The organism is Burkholderia sp. DN3021 (assembly GCF_049805555.1).
GTDB lineage: Bacteria > Pseudomonadota > Gammaproteobacteria > Burkholderiales > Burkholderiaceae > Burkholderia > Burkholderia pyrrocinia_C.
Window position 1 is genome coordinate 22,560 of sequence record NZ_JBNCAB010000066.1, and the last position, 17,050, is coordinate 39,609.

Annotated in this window: 12 protein-coding genes; 3 read left to right on the forward strand and 9 right to left on the reverse strand. The window is 68.2% G+C overall.

All coding sequences use genetic code 11. The features are described from left to right. Positions 1-3: 3 nt before the first annotated feature. Positions 4-1,677, reverse strand: a complete 1,674-nt coding sequence (locus tag ACPUER_RS26585; protein WP_310134588.1) for a methyl-accepting chemotaxis protein — start codon at positions 1,675-1,677, stop codon at positions 4-6. A gap of 403 nt (positions 1,678-2,080) precedes the next feature. Here ACPUER_RS26585 and ACPUER_RS26590 point away from each other — a divergent pair, with 403 nt between their 5' ends. After that, positions 2,081-3,319 (forward strand): MFS transporter, encoded by a 1,239-nt coding sequence (locus tag ACPUER_RS26590; RefSeq protein WP_425132540.1) that lies wholly within the window; start codon positions 2,081-2,083, stop codon positions 3,317-3,319. A 66-nt stretch (positions 3,320-3,385) separates the two neighbouring features. On the opposite strand, the gene ACPUER_RS26595 is transcribed toward ACPUER_RS26590, so the two are convergent. Together ACPUER_RS26595 and ACPUER_RS26600 are read right to left on the reverse strand one after the other, a co-directional pair. Then, complete coding sequence (locus ACPUER_RS26595) at positions 3,386-4,183, reverse strand: 5'-methylthioadenosine/adenosylhomocysteine nucleosidase (protein WP_175961609.1); 798 nt, start codon at positions 4,181-4,183, stop codon at positions 3,386-3,388. Further along, positions 4,180-6,543: a UvrD-helicase domain-containing protein gene (locus tag ACPUER_RS26600; RefSeq protein WP_175961610.1), complete on the reverse strand. Its 2,364-nt coding sequence runs from the start codon at positions 6,541-6,543 to the stop codon at positions 4,180-4,182. The genes ACPUER_RS26595 and ACPUER_RS26600 overlap by 4 nt, the downstream gene beginning before the upstream one ends. Before the next feature lie 214 nt (positions 6,544-6,757). Between ACPUER_RS26600 and ACPUER_RS26605 the strand changes: the two genes are divergently transcribed. Continuing rightward, positions 6,758-9,625: a valine--tRNA ligase gene (locus ACPUER_RS26605; RefSeq protein ID WP_425132541.1), complete on the forward strand. Its 2,868-nt coding sequence runs from the start codon at positions 6,758-6,760 to the stop codon at positions 9,623-9,625. An 87-nt stretch (positions 9,626-9,712) separates the two neighbouring features. Beyond that, complete coding sequence (gene galU, locus ACPUER_RS26610) at positions 9,713-10,597, forward strand: UTP--glucose-1-phosphate uridylyltransferase GalU (protein ID WP_034183387.1); 885 nt, start codon at positions 9,713-9,715, stop codon at positions 10,595-10,597. Positions 10,598-10,649: 52 nt separating this feature from the next. Here galU and ACPUER_RS26615 read toward each other — a convergent pair whose 3' ends face one another. The 6 genes from ACPUER_RS26615 to ACPUER_RS26640 all read right to left on the reverse strand — a co-directional run bounded on the left by ACPUER_RS26615 (position 10,650) and on the right by ACPUER_RS26640 (position 16,917). Further along, complete coding sequence (locus ACPUER_RS26615; protein WP_310134602.1) at positions 10,650-11,264, reverse strand: DUF4136 domain-containing protein; 615 nt, start codon at positions 11,262-11,264, stop codon at positions 10,650-10,652. Between the two features lie 35 nt (positions 11,265-11,299). Then, positions 11,300-13,687 carry a CHASE2 domain-containing protein gene (locus ACPUER_RS26620; RefSeq protein WP_425132542.1) on the reverse strand — a complete coding sequence of 796 codons (2,388 nt, stop codon included), beginning with the start codon at positions 13,685-13,687 and terminating at the stop codon, positions 11,300-11,302. 10 nt (positions 13,688-13,697) lie between these two features. Beyond that, positions 13,698-15,059: a FecR domain-containing protein gene (locus tag ACPUER_RS26625; RefSeq protein ID WP_425132543.1), complete on the reverse strand. Its 1,362-nt coding sequence runs from the start codon at positions 15,057-15,059 to the stop codon at positions 13,698-13,700. Further along, positions 15,056-15,760 (reverse strand): response regulator transcription factor, encoded by a 705-nt coding sequence (locus tag ACPUER_RS26630; RefSeq protein WP_034183383.1) that lies wholly within the window; start codon positions 15,758-15,760, stop codon positions 15,056-15,058. Before ACPUER_RS26630 ends, ACPUER_RS26625 begins: the two co-directional genes overlap by 4 nt. Positions 15,761-16,026: 266 nt before the next feature. Further along, positions 16,027-16,461 (reverse strand): peptidase, encoded by a 435-nt coding sequence (locus ACPUER_RS26635; RefSeq protein WP_425132544.1) that lies wholly within the window; start codon positions 16,459-16,461, stop codon positions 16,027-16,029. Positions 16,462-16,689: 228 nt separating this feature from the next. Then, complete coding sequence (locus ACPUER_RS26640) at positions 16,690-16,917, reverse strand: sulfurtransferase TusA family protein (protein WP_006402122.1); 228 nt, start codon at positions 16,915-16,917, stop codon at positions 16,690-16,692. Positions 16,918-17,050: the final 133 nt, after the last annotated feature.

The window sequence follows — 17,050 nt, forward strand, 5'->3', positions numbered from 1 at the left end:
CGCTCAGGCCGCGATGCGAAAACGCCCGACCAGCGACTTCAACGCCTGCGCCTGTTCGTCGAGCGCGTTCGCGGCAGCCGCCGCCTGTTCGACGAGCGCCGCATTCTGCTGCGTGCCGGCGTCCATCTGCGTGACCGCGCGGCCGATCTCTTCGATCCCGGCGCTCTGCTCGTCCGATGCCGCGGAAATCTCGCCGATGATGTCCGTCACGCGCTTGACCGCGCGCACGACGTCGTCCATCGTGCGGCCCGCGTCGTGCGCGAGCGCCGCGCCGTTCGCGACGCGCTCCACCGATGCGCCGATCAGCGCGCGGATCTCCTTCGCCGCGGTCGCCGCGCGCTGCGCGAGCAGGCGCACCTCGCCCGCGACCACCGAGAAGCCGCGCCCCTGTTCGCCGGCGCGCGCAGCCTCGACTGCCGCATTCAACGCGAGAATGTTGGTCTGGAACGCGATCCCCTCGATCGTGCCGATGATGTCGCGAATGTTCTTCGCGCTGTCGTCGATCTCGCTCATCGTCGCGACCACGCGCCCGACGACTTCACCGCCCGTTTCCGCAACGGCCGACGCATTGGCCGCGAGCGTGCTCGCCTGCCGCGCATTCTCGGCGTTCTGCCGCACGGTCGACGTGAGCTGCTCCATGCTGGCCGCGGTGCGTTCGAGCGCGACGGCCTGCTGCTCGGTGCGCCGCGACAGGTCGAGATTGCCGGTCGAGATCTCGCCGGACGCGGCCGCGATGGCCTCGGCGCTGACGGCGATCTCGCCGACGGTCGCCGCGAGCCCCGTCTGCATCTCGGCCAGCGCGCGCACCATGCTGTCGCGGTCGTGCCGGCCGAGCGCGATCGGCCGCGTCAGGTCGCCGCGCGCAATGTCGGCCGCAATCGCCTTCGCGTGCGCGGGCTCGCCGCCGAGCTGCGACGCGAGGCGCCGCACGACGCGTTCGGCGATCGCGATCGCGAGCACGATCAGCGCGGCCGTCATGACCGCGATCATCGCGAACGACGACGAGAAGATGGTGGCGGACGCATCGAGCGTCGCCTTCGATTTCTCGCCGCGCGTCTTCACGAGTTCGGCGACGAGCTTTTCGAGCTTGCCGGTTTCGACCAGCAGCGACACGTCCTGCGTGCCGACCTGCCAGTTCATCTGCGACAGGTCGAGCGGCTGCGCGCGCACGAGCGCGACGAAATCGCGCAGATGCGCGCTCCACGTGCCGACGGCCGTCGAGAACGCGCGCAACCGTGCCGAATCGCCGGCGTCGGCCGGATCCGCGTAGCGCTGCAGCGTGCCGAGCGCCTGGCCGATCGACGCGAGCCCCGCGCCGACCTCCGCGCCCAGCTCGTCGCGCTCCTTCGCGGTGGTCGCGGTCAGCAGCATCTTCTGCGCACGGCTCGCCCGCAGCACCTCGGCCCGGACTTCCTGCGCCGCGCGGCTCGCGACGTGGCCCTGCTCGTAGACCGACGAGATCGACGCGTTCAACCGGCTGATCTGCCACAGCGAAAACACGCCGATCGCGAGCGTGCCGATCAACAGGATCGCGAACGCGGCGCGCAAGGTCGCCTTGACGGTCCACGGCCGGCGCTCGCGACGCGCCGCGCGCGGGCGCCGTGCGGCGCGACCGGCGGCAACGTCGGGTGCGGCGGCGGCCGCACCCGGCTGCGGATGCAATGATGCTGCTTTCATCGATATATCCCCGTATGGATCACGCTGCCGGAAAGGTCGGTTCCGGCCCTCCGCGATGGCAGGCCATGCCGCGCGTCCTGCGCCTGCACGGCGGGTAGCCGGTGCCGGGCGCGGCGCACCTGTGGTCATTGGGTCGTTCTACGGCCGCCACCGCCGTTTCTTGAGTCCGGTAAAACACGCACCGGGCCCCGGCGCGGCCTCGCAGTCAGGCAGACGCGCCGCCAGCGTTATACCCGGTCAAAAAAACGGATAACGGCCGATCTGTCGGATGAATGTCCGATTCGCGATAAAACTTGGCCTGACATTCTCGATACGCCACATTACACTTCTTTGACGCATCAACGATTCCAAACGCGCCGATCCCCATCAGAGCGCGCCCGCTACCTCAACTCGTTCAGCTCACATGGAAACCAGCCTCGACACCGGAGCCGCCGGCGCAGCCGCCGCGCAGCCGTCCGCGCCCCCCGCATCGCGCACCGTCTATCCGGTGCTCGGCGCGATCAGCTTCTCGCACATGCTCAACGACATGATCCAGTCGTTGATCCTCGCGATCTATCCGATGCTCAAGAGCCAGTTCGCGCTGTCATTCGCGCAGATCGGCCTGATCACGCTCACCTACCAGATCACCGCGTCGCTGCTGCAGCCGCTCGTCGGCCTCTATACCGACAAGCGTCCGAAGCCGTATTCGCTGCCGGTCGGCATGGGCTTCACGCTCGCGGGGCTGCTGCTGATGTCGGTCGCGCCGAGCTTCCCCGTGCTGCTGGTGGCCGCGGCGCTGGTCGGCTGCGGCTCGTCGGTATTCCATCCCGAATCGTCGCGCGTCGCGCGGATGGCGTCGGGCGGCCAGCACGGACTCGCGCAGTCGGTGTTCCAGGTCGGCGGCAACGCGGGCTCCGCGCTCGGGCCGCTGCTCGCCGCGCTCGTGATCATTCCGCACGGCCAGCACAGCATCGCGTGGTTCTCCGCGGCCGCGCTCGTCGCGATGGTCGTGCTCACGCAGATCGGCCACTGGTACAAGAAGCATCCGTCGATGAAGAAGAAGGCCGCGGCGGCCGGCCACCCGACGCTGTCGCGCGGCCGCGTGATCGGCGCGATCGGCGTGCTGGTGCTGCTCGTGTTCTCGAAGTACTTCTACCTCGCGAGCATCAACAGCTATTTCACGTTCTACCTGATCGACAAGTTCCACCTGTCGGTGCAGGCCGCGCAGATCCACCTGTTCGTGTTCCTCGCGGCCGTGGCGGCCGGCACGCTGATCGGCGGGCCGGTCGGCGACCGGATCGGCCGCAAGTACGTGATCTGGGTGTCGATCCTCGGCGTCGCGCCGTTCACGCTGCTGCTGCCGTACGCGAACCTGTTCTGGACGAGCGTGCTGACCGTGATCATCGGCATCGTGCTCGCGTCGGCGTTCGCCGCGATCCTCGTCTATGCGACGGAACTGATGCCCGGCAAGGTCGGGATGGTCGCGGGCCTGTTCTTCGGCTTCGCGTTCGGCCTCGGCGGCGTCGGCGCGGCCGTGCTCGGCCAGCTCGCCGACGCGACGAGCATCACGTTCGTCTACAAGGTGTGTTCGTTCCTGCCGCTGATCGGCGTGCTGACGGTGTTCCTGCCGAACCTCGAAAGCAGCCGGCGCAAACAGGCGTGACAAGCCGGCCGCGGCGTGCGCGCCGCGGCCGGCCCAAAGGCTTGTACGGAGAAAACGACGGCGGCTTCAGGCCGCCGTCGTCGCATGCAGCGTCAGGAAACGCTTGAGGATGCCGGACGAATAGCTGCTCGCGATCGCCGACAGGAAGTGCGAGAACGACTGCGTCGCGTGATCGTCGGCCGTATCGGAGATCGTGCGCACCAGCGCGAACGGCACGTCGTGCTCCGCGCACACCTGCGCGATCGCCGCGCCTTCCATTTCGACCGCGAGCGCGTCCGGCAGCGCATCGCGCAGCGCGACGACCTCGCGCTCGCTCGACACGAAGCGGTCGCCGCTGATGACGAGCCCTGCGTGCAGCGTCGCGCCGGCGAGCCCGAAGCGCTCGGCGAACAACGCGCCCTCTTCCGCGACGAACAACGTGCACGCGGCCCTGAGACGGGCCGTCAGTGCCGCGTCGGTCGCGAAGCGCGTGATGCCGAGCAGCGGCACCTCGTAGCGCGGAAAGAGCGGCGACGCGTCGAGATCGTGCTGCAGCAGCATGTCGGCCACGACGACATCGCCGACGCGCACCGTGCGCGACACGCCGCCCGCGACGCCGGTAAATACGACGCCCGCCACGCCGAACACGTGGATCAGCGCACTGACCGTCGCGGCGGCCGCGACCTTGCCGACCCGCGCGAGCGTGACGACGCAGGCCGCGCCGTGCACGGTGCCGACGTGGTAATCGCGGCGGCCGAACGTGACCGTCTTCATCGCGCCGTCGGCGCGCATCGCGGCGATCAGGTCGCCGAGTTCCTCGGGCAGCGCGGCCAGAATGCCGAGCGGGCGCGTCGCAGGCGTGGCAACCATGTCGATGCTCATCATTCCACCGCCTGCAGTTTCGCGACCGCGAGCGCGAGCCACTTCTCGCCGTGCCGCTTGAACTTCACCTGCGCCTTCGCATCGGCGCCGCTGCCTTCGAGCGCGGTGACCGTGCCTTCGCCGAACTTGGTATGGAACACCTGCTGGCCGACCCGGAAGCCGGCGCCGGCCGCGCGCTGCTTGTCCGCGAACGCAGGCAGCGGCGCGGACACCGCCGCATCGACGATCTGCTCGCGGCTGCCGCCGCCCGGCCGCGCGAACCAGTCGCGCCCGTATCCTGCGTTGTCCGAACGCCCGCCCCAGCGCGAACCGGCTTCGACCTTCGGCGTCAGCCACTTCAGTACGTGCTCCGGCAACTCGTCGAAGAAGCGCGAACGCACGTTGTAGCGCGTCTGGCCGTGCAGCATCCGGCTCTGCGCGAACGACAGGTAGAGCCGCTCCTTCGCGCGCGTAATCGCCACGTACATCAGCCGGCGCTCCTCCTCGAGGCCGTCCGATTCGAGCACGCTGTTCTCGTGCGGGAACAGCCCTTCCTCGAGGCCCGTGATGAACACGGCCGAGAATTCGAGCCCCTTCGCCGCGTGCACCGTCATCAGTTGCACGGCGTCCTGCCCGGCCTGCGCCTGGTTGTCGCCGGCCTCCAGCGATGCATGCGACAGGAAGCCGGCGAGCGGCGTCATCGTGTCGGGGTTCTGTGCAGGATCGGCGAGCGGCGCGGGATCGAGCACCTCGACCGCCGGATCGTCCGTCGCCGCGCCGAGTTCGGGCGCCGCGATCGCGCCCGCGCGCAGCGGGATCGAGCGGGCCGGCGTGTCGAGCCCGTAGCCTTCCTCGCTGACGAACGCAGTGGCCGCGTTCACGAGTTCCTGCAAGTTCTCGAGACGGTCCTGCCCTTCGCGCTCGCCCTGGTAGAAATCGGCGAGACCGCTCGCGCGCACGACATGCTCGACGGTCTCGGGCAGGCTCATCTGCTGCGTGTCGGCGCGCATCTTCGCGACCAGGTTCGCGAACCCGCCGAGGCTCGTGCCGGCCTTGCCCGTCACGTACGGAATCGCAGCCGCCATCGAGCAGCCGTACAGGCGCGCGGCGTCGGCGAGCTGCTCGATCGAGCGCGCGCCGATCCCGCGGGTCGGGAAGTTCACCACGCGCACGAACGCCGTGTCGTCGTTCGGGTTGTCGATCAGGCGCAGGTACGCGAGCGCATGCTTCACTTCCTGGCGCTCGAAGAAGCGCAGGCCGCCGTACACGCGATACGGGATGCCCGACGACATCAGCGTGTGCTCGATCGAGCGCGACTGCGCGTTGCTGCGGTACAGGACGGCCACTTCGCTGCGCGCCATCCCGGTGTTGATCAGCGAGCGGATTTCTTCGACGATCCAGCCGGCTTCCTGCGAATCGGTGCTGGCCTCGTACACGCGCACGGGCTCGCCGTGGCCCGCGTCGGTGCGCAGGTTCTTGCCGAGGCGGTGCGCGTTGTTCGAGATCAGCTGGTTCGCCGCATCGAGGATGTTGCCGTGCGACCGGTAGTTCTGCTCGAGCTTGATCAGGTTGCGCACGCGGAATTCGTCTTCGAAATCGCGCATGTTGCCGACGTTCGCGCCGCGGAACGCGTAGATCGACTGGTCGTCGTCGCCGACCGCGAAGATCGCGTTCTGGCCGCCCGCGAGCATCTTGAGCCACGCATATTGCAGCTTGTTGGTGTCCTGGAACTCGTCGACGAGGATGTGCTTGAAGCGCGCCTGGTAGTGCGCGCGCAGCGGCGCGTTGTACGCCAGCAGCTCGTAGCAGCGCAGCAGCAGCTCGGGGAAATCGACGACGCCCTCGCGCTGGCACTGCTGGTCGTACGCCTGGTACAGCTCGACGAACTTGCGGTTGAAGTTGTCGGTCGCGTCGACCTTGTCGGGACGCAGCCCCTGCTCCTTCGCGTTGTTGATGAAGTACTGGACGTTCTTCGGCGGGTACTTCTCGTCGTCGACGTTCGCGGCCTTCATCAGCCGCTTGATCGCGGACAGCTGGTCGGCCGTATCGAGGATCTGGAAGGTCTGCGGCAGGCCGGCGTCGCGCCAGTGCGTGCGCAGCATCCGGTTGCACAGGCCGTGGAACGTGCCGATCCACATCCCGCGCGTGTCGATCGGCATCATCGCCGACAGGCGCGCCATCATCTCGCGCGCGGCCTTGTTCGTGAAGGTGACGGCGAGCACGGTGGGCGGCGACGCGTAGCCCTGCTGGATCAGCCACGCGATGCGCGTGATCAGCACGCGGGTCTTGCCGCTGCCCGCCCCTGCGAGGATCAGCGCCGGTTCGTTCGGCAACGTGACGGCGGCGTGTTGTTCGGGGTTCAGATTGGCGAGCAGATCGGGCATGGAGCGGCGGCGGACGGGCGAGAAAAATGCGGACCCGACATTATAAGTCGGCGGCGCGATGCCGTTCCCGATCCGTTCGGTCGAGCGCCGCCAAGCGCGTTGCGGCCGCTTCGCGACAAGCCTGCGCCGGCAATGCGATGGCTGGTCGATGTGCATCCATTTATAATTGTCAGATTCGGCATCCAATTCACGCATTTTTCGGCAGATTTCCAACATGAGCGACAACACGCTTGCGAAGAGCTTCGAGCCCCATACCATCGAGTCCCAATGGGGGCCGGAGTGGAAAAAACGCGGCTATGCCGCCCCGGCGTTCGATCCGTCCCGCCCCGATTTCGCGATCCAGTTGCCGCCGCCGAACGTGACGGGCACGCTGCACATGGGCCACGCGTTCAACCAGACGATCATGGACGGCCTCGCCCGCTATCACCGGATGCTCGGCGAGAACACGCTGTGGGTGCCCGGCACCGACCACGCGGGGATCGCCACCCAGATCGTCGTCGAACGCCAGCTCGACGCGCAGGGCGTGTCGCGCCACGACCTCGGCCGCGAGAAGTTCGTCGAGCGCGTGTGGGAATGGAAGCAGCAGTCCGGTTCGACGATCACGGGCCAGGTGCGCCGCCTCGGCGCATCGACCGACTGGTCGCGCGAATACTTCACGATGGACGACAAGATGTCGGCCGCCGTGCGCGACGTGTTCGTCACGCTCCATGAACAGGGCCTGATCTACCGCGGCAAGCGCCTCGTCAACTGGGATCCGGTGCTGCTCACCGCGGTGTCGGATCTCGAAGTCGCGAGCGAAGAGGAAAACGGCCACCTGTGGCACATCCGCTACCCGCTCGTCGACGGCTCGGGCTCGCTGACCGTCGCGACGACGCGCCCCGAGACGATGCTCGGCGACGTCGCACTGATGGTCCATCCGGAAGACGAGCGCTACGCACACCTGATCGGCAAGCTCGTCACGCTGCCGCTGACCGGCCGCGAGATCCCGGTGATCGCCGACGACTACGTCGACCGCGAGTTCGGCACGGGCGTCGTGAAGGTCACGCCCGCGCACGATTTCAACGACTACCAGGTCGGCCTGCGCCACAATCTCGTGCCGATCGAGATCCTGACGCTCGACGCGAAGATCAACGACAACGGCCCCGAGCAGTATCGCGGCCTCGACCGCTTCGACGCGCGCAAGGCGATCGTCGCCGATCTCGACGCGCTGGGTTTCCTCGACTCCGTGAAGCCGCACAAGCTGATGGTGCCGCGCGGCGACCGCACGGGCGTCGTGATCGAGCCGATGCTGACCGACCAGTGGTTCGTCGCGATGTCGAAGCCGGCGCCGGAAGGCACGTTCAATCCCGGCAAGTCGATCACCGAAACGTCGCTCGACGTCGTGCGCAACGGCCAGATCAAGTTCGTCCCGGAAAACTGGACGACCACCTACTACCAGTGGCTCGAGAACATCCAGGACTGGTGCATCTCGCGCCAGCTGTGGTGGGGCCATCAAATTCCCGCGTGGTACGGCGAGAACGGCGAGGTGTTCGTCGCGCGCAGCGAGGAAGACGCGCGCGCGAAGGCCGCCGCACAGGGGTACACGGGGGAACTGAAGCGCGATGAAGACGTGCTCGACACGTGGTTCTCGTCGGCGCTGGTGCCGTTCTCGTCGCTCGGCTGGCCGAACGAGACGCCCGAACTGAAGCATTTCCTGCCGTCGTCGGTGCTCGTCACGGGCTTCGACATCATCTTCTTCTGGGTCGCCCGGATGGTGATGATGACCACGCACTTCACCGGCAAGGTGCCGTTCCATACCGTCTACGTGCACGGCCTCGTACGCGACGCGGAAGGCCAGAAGATGTCGAAGAGCAAGGGCAACACGCTCGACCCGATCGACATCGTCGACGGCATCGACCTCGAGACGCTGGTCGCGAAACGCACGACGGGCCTGATGAATCCGAAGCAGGCCGCGACGATCGAGAAGAAGACGCGCAAGGAATTCCCGGACGGCATTCCCGCGTTCGGCACCGACGCGCTGCGCTTCACGATGGCGTCGATGGCGACGCTCGGCCGCAACGTGAACTTCGACCTCGCGCGCTGCGAAGGCTACCGCAACTTCTGCAACAAGCTGTGGAACGCGACGCGCTTCGTGCTGATGAACTGCGAAGGCCACGACTGCGGCGCCGACAAGCCGGAAGTCTGCGGCGCGGGCGACTGCGGCCCCGGCGGCTACCTCGATTTCTCGGCGGCCGACCGCTGGATCGTGTCGCTGCTGCAGCGTACCGAGGCCGACATCGCGAAGGGCTTCGCCGACTACCGCTTCGACAACGTCGCGACCAGCATCTACAAGTTCGTGTGGGACGAGTACTGCGACTGGTATCTCGAACTCGCGAAGGTGCAGATCCAGAACGGCACGCCGGAACAGCAGCGCGCCACGCGCCGCACGCTGCTGCGCGTGCTCGAGACGGTGCTGCGCCTCGCGCACCCGGTCATCCCGTTCATCACCGAAGCGCTCTGGCAGAAGGTCGCGCCGCTCGCGGGCCGCTATCCGCGGGGCTCGGCCGAGGGCGAAGCGTCGCTGATGACGCAGGCCTATCCGGTTGCCGACCTGCAGAAGATCGACGAGGCGTCCGAGCAGTGGGCGGCCGACCTGAAGGCGATCGTCGACGCATGCCGCAACCTGCGCGGCGAGATGAACCTGTCGCCGGCGACGAAGGTGCCGCTGCTCGCGGCCGGCGATGCCGAGCGCCTGCGCTCGTTCGCGCCGTACGTCCAGGCGCTCGCGCGCCTGTCGGAAGTGCAGATCCTCGCGGACGAAGCGACGCTCGACAAGGAAGCGCACGGCGCGCCGATCGCGATCGTCGGCCCGAACAAGCTGGTGCTGAAGGTGGAAATCGACGTCGCGGCCGAACGCGAGCGCCTGTCGAAGGAAATCGCGCGCCTGACGGGCGAGATCGCGAAGTGCCACGCGAAGCTCGGCAACGAGGCATTCGTCGCGAAAGCGCCGCCGGCCGTGGTCGAACAGGAGCAGAAGCGCGTCGCCGAATTCCAGAGCACGCTCGAGAAACTGCGTGCGCAGCTCGAGCGGTTGCCTGCGTAACAAACCGTAAGGCCGTTTGCGTTCACTATAATGCGGACGTGAACATACATCGTCTGACAAGTCGATTACAGGAATAAAGGTTCGATCATGTTGAAAGTCACCAAGGCGGTATTCCCCGTTGCCGGCCTCGGCACGCGGTTCCTGCCGGCAACGAAGGCGAGCCCGAAGGAAATGCTGCCGGTCGTCGACAAGCCGTTGATCCAGTACGCAGTCGAGGAAGCGATCGCCGCGGGCATCACCGAGATGATCTTCGTCACCGGGCGCAGCAAGCGCGCGATCGAGGATCATTTCGACAAGTCGTACGAGGTCGAAGCCGAGCTCGAGGCGCGCGGCAAGGAAAAGCTGCTCGAGCTCGTGCGCAGCATCAAGCCGAGCCATGTCGACTGCTTCTACGTGCGTCAGCCGGAAGCGCTCGGCCTCGGCCATGCGGTGCTGTGCGCGGAGAAGCTGGTGGCCGACAACCCGTTCGCGGTGATCCTCGCGGACGACCTGCTCGACGGCAACCCGCCCGTGATGAAGCAGATGGTCGACGTGTTCGACCACTATCACAGCTCGGTGATCGGCGTCGAAGAGATCCCGCCGTCGGAAACGAAGTCATACGGGATCGTCGACGGCAAGGAATGGGAAGAGTCGATCGTCAAGATGTCGGCGATCGTCGAGAAGCCCGCGCCGGAAGTCGCGCCGTCGAACCTCGGCGTGGTCGGCCGCTACATCCTGAAGCCGCGGATCTTCGAACACCTGCGCGCGCTGAAGCCGGGCGCGGGCGGCGAACTGCAGCTCACCGATGCGATCCAGGCGCTGCTCGCCGACGAACAGGTGCTGGCCTACAAGTATCAGGGCACGCGCTACGACTGCGGCAGCAAGCTCGGCTACCTGAAGGCGACGGTCGAATTCGCGCTGCGCCACCCGGAAGTCGGCGCGGAATTCGACGAATACCTGCGCACGCGCGGCGGCGCGCAACCGGCCGCCTGAGCGCGGCAAGGGCTCGCCCCGGCGGGCCCGCCCTCACCTCACCGGCCGGCGCTCAGCGCGCTTCGGCCGGCTTCACCGAGACGACGCCCGGCATCCCGCCCGCGTCGTCTTTTTTCGTCTTCACGAGCCAGCCGCCGCCATCGCCGAACGGCAGCTTCGCGAGCGCGCTCTTCACGAGCGCCGGCGCAGCCTGCTGCGTGGCCGGTTCGCGATCGCGCATTGCGGCCGTCACGCGATAGACGTCGGCGCCCGATTTCGCATCGACGAAACGCAGCGTCAGCACGTGGCGATACACGCTACCCGCGAACGGCAGCGCGGGCGGCGACGGCCCGTCGACCGTCACGCACGCGCTGCTCGCGGCGCCGCACTGGTCGGCGCTGGCCGCGACCGCCGCCGGCTGCGTCGCATACGCGATCGACAGCCGGTAGCGCGCGTCCTTGAGCGGCTGCGCGTCGAAGCCGCTGCGCGCGAGTTCGTCGCGCACGAGCGCCTCGATCTGCCGGTATTCGGCATCGTTGGCCTGCGCGGCCGTCCGGACGAAATCGTAGCCGTGCGCGCCGGATGCGAATGCATCAGGCTGCCCGACCGCACTCACGCCGCTCGTCACGCCGGCGCAACCCGTCAACAACGACGCCGCCAGCGCGGTCGCTGCCCATTCCTTTCTCATGGCTTTCCCCAATCCTGCCGTCGCGCCCGGCCCTGTCAGGCGGACGGCTCGTCGATCGCGGGCAGCGACACCGTCACCGCGGTGCCGACACCCACTTCGCTGTCGACCGACACGCTGCCCCCATGGCGCGTGACGACCGTCTTTACGAATGCCATGCCGAGCCCGGAACCCGGGATCTCGGGCCGCTCGCCGGCATGGAATCGCTTGAAACGCTCGAACAGATGCCGATGATCTTCCGGCGCAATGCCGTACCCCTGATCGCGAATCGTACAGAACATCCGCTTCGACGCGTGCTCGACCGTCAGCGTACACGTGATCACGGTGTCGGACGGACTGTATTTGACTGCGTTGTTCAGCAGGTTCACGAACGCGCGCGTGATCAGCGAGCGGTCCGCGCGCACCCAGCATATGTCGGCGCCGACGTCGGTGTCGATGCGGATGTGCTTCGCCTGCGCCTGCGGCCATACCTCGTCGCTCGCATCGATCAGCACGTCGACGAGGCTCGTCGCTTCGAGCTGGTACGCCTGCGACTCCGCGCGCGCCAGCTGCACGAACTCGTCGGCAAGCGACAGCGCGCGGTGCGCGTAGCGCTCGATCCGCGCGAGCAGCCCGCGCATCGCATCGGTGTCGACGCGGTCGCGCTCGATCTCGACGAGCGCGAGGATCGAAGCCTGCGGCGAGCGCATGTCGTGCGACAGCAGGTGCAGCGCTTCCTCGCGATGCCGCTCGGCCGCGTGCAGTTCGGTCACGTCGACGAGGCCGGCAATCCAGCCCGTCACGCGGCCCTGCGCATTCGTGCAGGCGGCGTAGCGTAACAGATGGTCGAGCCCGTCGCGGTCGCGCACCTCGATGCCGCGCGCCATCGCGTCGTGCTCGGCCTCGAGCGTCGGGTCGAGCGCGGCCGGCCAGTGCTCGCGGATCGCCGCATCGTGTTCGGCGTTGCCGTCGACGGTCTTCATGAACGTCAGCTCGCCGAGCGCGGCGCGCAGCGGCCGCCCTTCCGGCAGCGGCAGCGCGAGGCGCGACCCGTAGCGCTTCGCCGCATGGTTCGCGATCAGCACGGTGCCGTCCAGGTCGGTCACGAAGATCGGCTCGGGCATGCTGTCGAGGCTGTCCCACACGAAGCGCTTCATGTCCTGCACGCGCTGCGCGGCTTGCGCCATCAGCGCCATCTGCCGTTCGAGCACGTCGCCGCCGACGCTGCGCGTGCGCGGCGCCTCGGGCAGCAGGTGCGGCTCGTCGGCGAGCCGCTGCAGTTCGCGGCGCAGGTACGACATCGTCATTTCGAGGCGCCGCCAGTTCCAGATCGGGTAGACGGCGATCAGCCCGAAGATCGCCGGCGCCGGCGACAGCCAGATGCGCGCCTCGAACAGCAGCGCCATGCTCGCGACGACGGCGAGCGCGGCGAGGCTCAGCGTCAGCAGCAGCGCGCGCCACGGCGACAGCATCAGGAAGCCGCCCAGCAGCGCGGCGAGCGGCAGCAGCGACGCGGCGAACAGCCCCGCGCGCGACGCCGGCGAGATCGCGCTGCCGGTCGCCAGCATGTCGAGCACGTTGGCGTGGATATACACGCCGGCGAGCGGGCCGAAATCGCCGGATACGGGCGTCGCGAAACGGTCGTACAGCCCGGAAGCGGTCACGCCGACGACGACGATCTTGCCGCGCAGCGCGTCGGGCTTCACGCGCCCCTCGAGCACGTCGTCGAACGACAGCGTCGGATACTCGGGCGTGTTGCGGCTGAACGGGATCAGGTAGCGGCCCTCGCCGGCCGCGTCGCGCGACAGGTCGTGCGCGTTCGCGCCCGGCGCGCCGCCGGCCGGATGCAGCCGGCCGGCCTGGATCGCGCGGTACACGGGCACCATCAGTTGCGGCCAGCGCACGCGGCCGTCGCTTTCGAACAGCGCGACGCTGCGCACGATACCGTCGGGATCGACTTCGAGGTTGATGTGACCGAGCCCTGTCGCGCGCGCCGCGAGCGCGGCCACCGGCGGCTCGACGGTACGCGAGCCGTCCGCCTGCTCGGGGCTCAGCAGCACGGGCAGGAAGGTCGGCACGTGGCTCATCGCGTCCGCGAACGCGCGATCCTCCTGCGACGGCTCGGTGAACAGCACGTCGTAGACGACGGCGGCCGGCTGCGCGCGCGCCAGCGTGTCGAGCAGCCGCGCATGCACGTCGCGCGGCCACGGCCAGCGGCCGAGCGCCGACACGCTCTGGTTGTCGATGTCGACGACGACCACGTCGGGGGACAGCGGCAGGCTGCGCAGCATCAGCAGCCGGTCGTAGACCAGCCCGTCGACGCTCGACGACAGGCGGCCGAGCGCACACGCGAGGATGACCGCGATCCCGAGGCAGCCGATCGCGATCCATTCGATCAGGAAGCGGCGGCCGAGATGCCGCCGTGGGGAAACGGAGTCGGGTTTCATGCGCCGCGGGTCAGCGCGACAGCGTGAACGCGCTGACCGGACTGGTCTTCTCGTAGAACTTGCCGCCTTCGAACTCTTCGACGGTCACCGCCCAGAAATAATCGCCCGGCGGCAGGTGCGCAACGGTGATCTGGCGCGCGCGCAGGCCGACCTGGTCGACGACCGGTGCGCTCAGGTCCTTCGAGCGCGACAGCACGAACCGGTAGCGCGCGTCCTTGCCCGAACCGTTCGGCGACCAGCGGAACCCGTAGCCATCCGCGCCGGGCGACGCGCTCGCGTCGAGCCCCATCACGCGGCGTTCGAACGCATAGGTGCGCGGCAGCCCCTCGAGGCCGTTGGCATCGATCGCGGCGATCCGCACGAAGTAGTTCCCGTTCGGTACGTCGCGGAAGACCGCGCGCGGCGAATCGGTGCGCGTTTCGCGGAACAGGTCGAGCAGCCCCGCATCGTGCGCGAGCTGCACGCGGTACGCATGCGCGTTCGCCAGCGGCACGACGTCGAACGCGACGTCGGGTTCGTCCTGCACCTTGTCGGGATGCGCGAGCGCCGGCGCGGCCAACAGCGCGACAGGCGCGCCGACCGCGCCGGACGACGTCGCGACGCTGCCGAAGTTCGCATGCACGAGCGTCGAGCGGGCCGATTGCCGGCCGCCCGCGACCCCGACGGTGCCGTCGAGCACTTCGACGCGCGTCGACGCATTGCCGGCCGCGTCGTAGTTCACGCGAAAGCGCGTGCCGCGCACGCCGGCCACGACCGACGGCGAGCGGATCTGGAAGCGATCGTCGCGTTTCTTCAGATGAGTGACTTCGCTGTCGACCGAGCCGTGCGTGAGTTCGAACTGGCGATCGAGCGTGCCGGTCAGCACCGTGCGGCGCAGCGCCTTCAGGTCGAGCTGGCTGTCGGGCGGCAGGCTCATGTGCGTGCCGTCGGCGAGTTCGATCGTCACGAAGCCGTTCGCGCCCGTGCGCACGCGGTCGCCCTCGACGAGCGTCGCATCGTTCGCCAGCGGCGCGTACGCGTCGCCCGACGCGCGCTCGGCCGCGCCCTGCACCGCGACGACGCGCGCGGTCAGCTTTTCCTTGCGCAGGCGCGCGACCGGCAGCTTCAGCGCGACGCCGGGCTGCAGGTGCTTCGGCGCGGGCACGCCGTTGATCTGCTGGAGCAGTTGCCAGTCGTCCGCGCCCTGCAGGTAGCGCGCGGCGACGTCGTACAGCGTGTCGCCCGCCTGCGTGCGGTAGACGACCATCTTGCCCGCCGCCGCGGGCGGCTGTGCGGCCGCATGCTGCGCGGCGACTGCAAACGTGACCGCGCAGGCCGTGCGCAGCGCCATCGTGCGCAGGTTTGCCGTACGCTGCGTGATTCCCGCGGTCACTCCGGTTCTCCCTGGCCGACCCGCTCGAGCCGGTAGCCGTAGCCGTAGATCGGCGCGAGGCGATAGCCGTTTTCGGGCCGCAGGCCGAGCTTGGTGCGCAGCATCGAGATGTGCGTATCCATCGTGCGCGACGGGATGTCGGTCGCCTGCTTCCACACGAGATCGAGAATGTGCGCGCGCGACAGCGGCCGGTCGAGATGCTGGAACAGCAGCAGCGCGAGCTCGAATTCCTTCTGCGTCAGGCTCACCGGCTTGTCGCCGACGTAGGCCTGCTTCAGGTTCACGTCGAAACGGAATTGATCGAATTCGCGAACGGTCGCCTCGGCGTTGACCGGATACGCGCGGCGCAGCAGCGAGCCGATGCGCGCGCGCAGGATCGGGCCCGACACGGGCTTGACCACGTAGTCGTCGGCGCCGGCGTTGAGGATCTGCGTGATCCCCGCCTCGTCGTCGCGGCTCGTCATGAAGATGATCGGCAGGCTGTGCTCGGTCTGGTTGGCGCGCACCCACTTGAGCACTTCCTCGCCGGACATGTCGGGCACGTTCCAGTCGAGCACCAGCAGATCGAATGTTTCGCGCTGCAGACGCTTCTTCAGGGCCTTGCCTTCCTTGAACGCATAGCACGTATGGCCAACGGCAGTCAGCGTTTGACTGACGAAATCCGTCTGGGCCGGATCGTCATCCAGTACAGCAATTCTCATAGCACCCCGCAAAGCGAAATCGATTCGTCCAGTTCAGCTCCCCGCCCCCACCCCGCAGCGCAACGCGCGCGGCTTCCGGATACCGGCCGGCGAGCCGTCGTTCGCCGCTCGCGCCACCTGCGCAAACCAGCGACCCCGGCTAAATATCTCAAAAACGGGGCACGGACGAACCGGCGATTTCATCATAGTAGTATGAAATTCGCCAAGAAATTGCGCGGACTACCGTTCTTTCTTCGAATAATCCTTCCCGTCGCGCAATCCGACGCCTAATCGGCGCCCGCGATGCCGGCCACCGGTTCGGCGAAGTCGTCGGCCGGCAGGCGCAGCAACAGCGGTTGCGACAGCGCCGGTTGTGCAAGCATCCGCCGCAACTGTCCGCGCACGCGCTCCCACGCGGTGGCCGCGTAGTCCGGCTGGCCCGCCGCCCATGCCTGCGCCAGATCGAACACGCGTTCGATCGTCGCACCGCAGTAGGTCAGGCCCGAGCCGTCGTCCCGCGCGGCATCGCGCAGCCGCTCGTCGAGCCACTCGGCCAGCCACGGCATCTCGGCCGCGGCCGAATCCGCGTAGGCCTCCAGCGCGGCACGCGCATGGCGATCCAGTTGCGGATCGAGCTCGATACGGCTCAATTCCGACGCGCGCTCGGGCGCAATGCATTCCGCTCCGGACGGACTTCGAAGGGTCCCTGGTCTGAAGGACATGTCCTCTCCCCGTTGTACGACGGTAGCGTCAGGCATGGCCCCCGTGCCCGCCATACGACGTACCGCGGCCGGCACCTCCGCTGGGAGCGGACGACCGGCCGGGTCAGTATACGCAGCCAGTCACGAAGCGAGGTTTAAGAATTGTCAGAGGCCCGACCGGCCGGCGCCGGGCGTGGCCGGCCCGCGCACCGCGAGCGGACGCCGCGGCCGGGCGCGCGAGGCAGGCTGTCAGCGGCGGCGCATCAGGAACACGAAGGTCTTGTCCTGCGTCGTCGATTCGACGATCTCGTTGCCCGTCTGCTTCGCGAACGCGGCGAAATCGCGCTGCGAGCCGGGATCGGTCGCGAGCACCTTGAGGATCTGCCCGCTTTCCATATCGGCAAGCGCTTTCTTGGCACGCAGGATCGGCAACGGGCAATTGAGCCCGCGCGCGTCCACTTCCTTGTGAATCTGCATCGGCTGTCGACCTTCGAATGTCGCGCCACACGAGGCGCGGGAGGAAGCCGCGATTTTACCGCAGCGCCGCCCCGCCCGCCCGGGCAGCCCACGGCGCGGCGCCGCGGGCGCCGCCGTCACGCGCCGGAGAAGC

Bases quoted from the DNA above. Each gene is read 5' to 3' on its own strand.
- ACPUER_RS26585 (WP_310134588.1), bottom strand. From the start codon at position 1,677: ATGAAAGCAGCATCATTGCATCCGCAGCCGGGTGCGGCCGCCGCCGCA.
- ACPUER_RS26590 (WP_425132540.1), top strand. From the start codon at position 2,081: ATGGAAACCAGCCTCGACACCGGAGCCGCCGGCGCAGCCGCCGCGCAG.
- ACPUER_RS26595 (WP_175961609.1), bottom strand. From the start codon at position 4,183: ATGATGAGCATCGACATGGTTGCCACGCCTGCGACGCGCCCGCTCGGC.
- ACPUER_RS26600 (WP_175961610.1), bottom strand. From the start codon at position 6,543: ATGCCCGATCTGCTCGCCAATCTGAACCCCGAACAACACGCCGCCGTC.
- ACPUER_RS26605 (WP_425132541.1), top strand. From the start codon at position 6,758: ATGAGCGACAACACGCTTGCGAAGAGCTTCGAGCCCCATACCATCGAG.
- galU (WP_034183387.1), top strand. From the start codon at position 9,713: ATGTTGAAAGTCACCAAGGCGGTATTCCCCGTTGCCGGCCTCGGCACG.
- ACPUER_RS26615 (WP_310134602.1), bottom strand. From the start codon at position 11,264: ATGAGAAAGGAATGGGCAGCGACCGCGCTGGCGGCGTCGTTGTTGACG.
- ACPUER_RS26620 (WP_425132542.1), bottom strand. From the start codon at position 13,687: ATGAAACCCGACTCCGTTTCCCCACGGCGGCATCTCGGCCGCCGCTTC.
- ACPUER_RS26630 (WP_034183383.1), bottom strand. From the start codon at position 15,760: ATGAGAATTGCTGTACTGGATGACGATCCGGCCCAGACGGATTTCGTC.
- ACPUER_RS26635 (WP_425132544.1), bottom strand. From the start codon at position 16,461: ATGTCCTTCAGACCAGGGACCCTTCGAAGTCCGTCCGGAGCGGAATGC.
- ACPUER_RS26640 (WP_006402122.1), bottom strand. From the start codon at position 16,917: ATGCAGATTCACAAGGAAGTGGACGCGCGCGGGCTCAATTGCCCGTTG.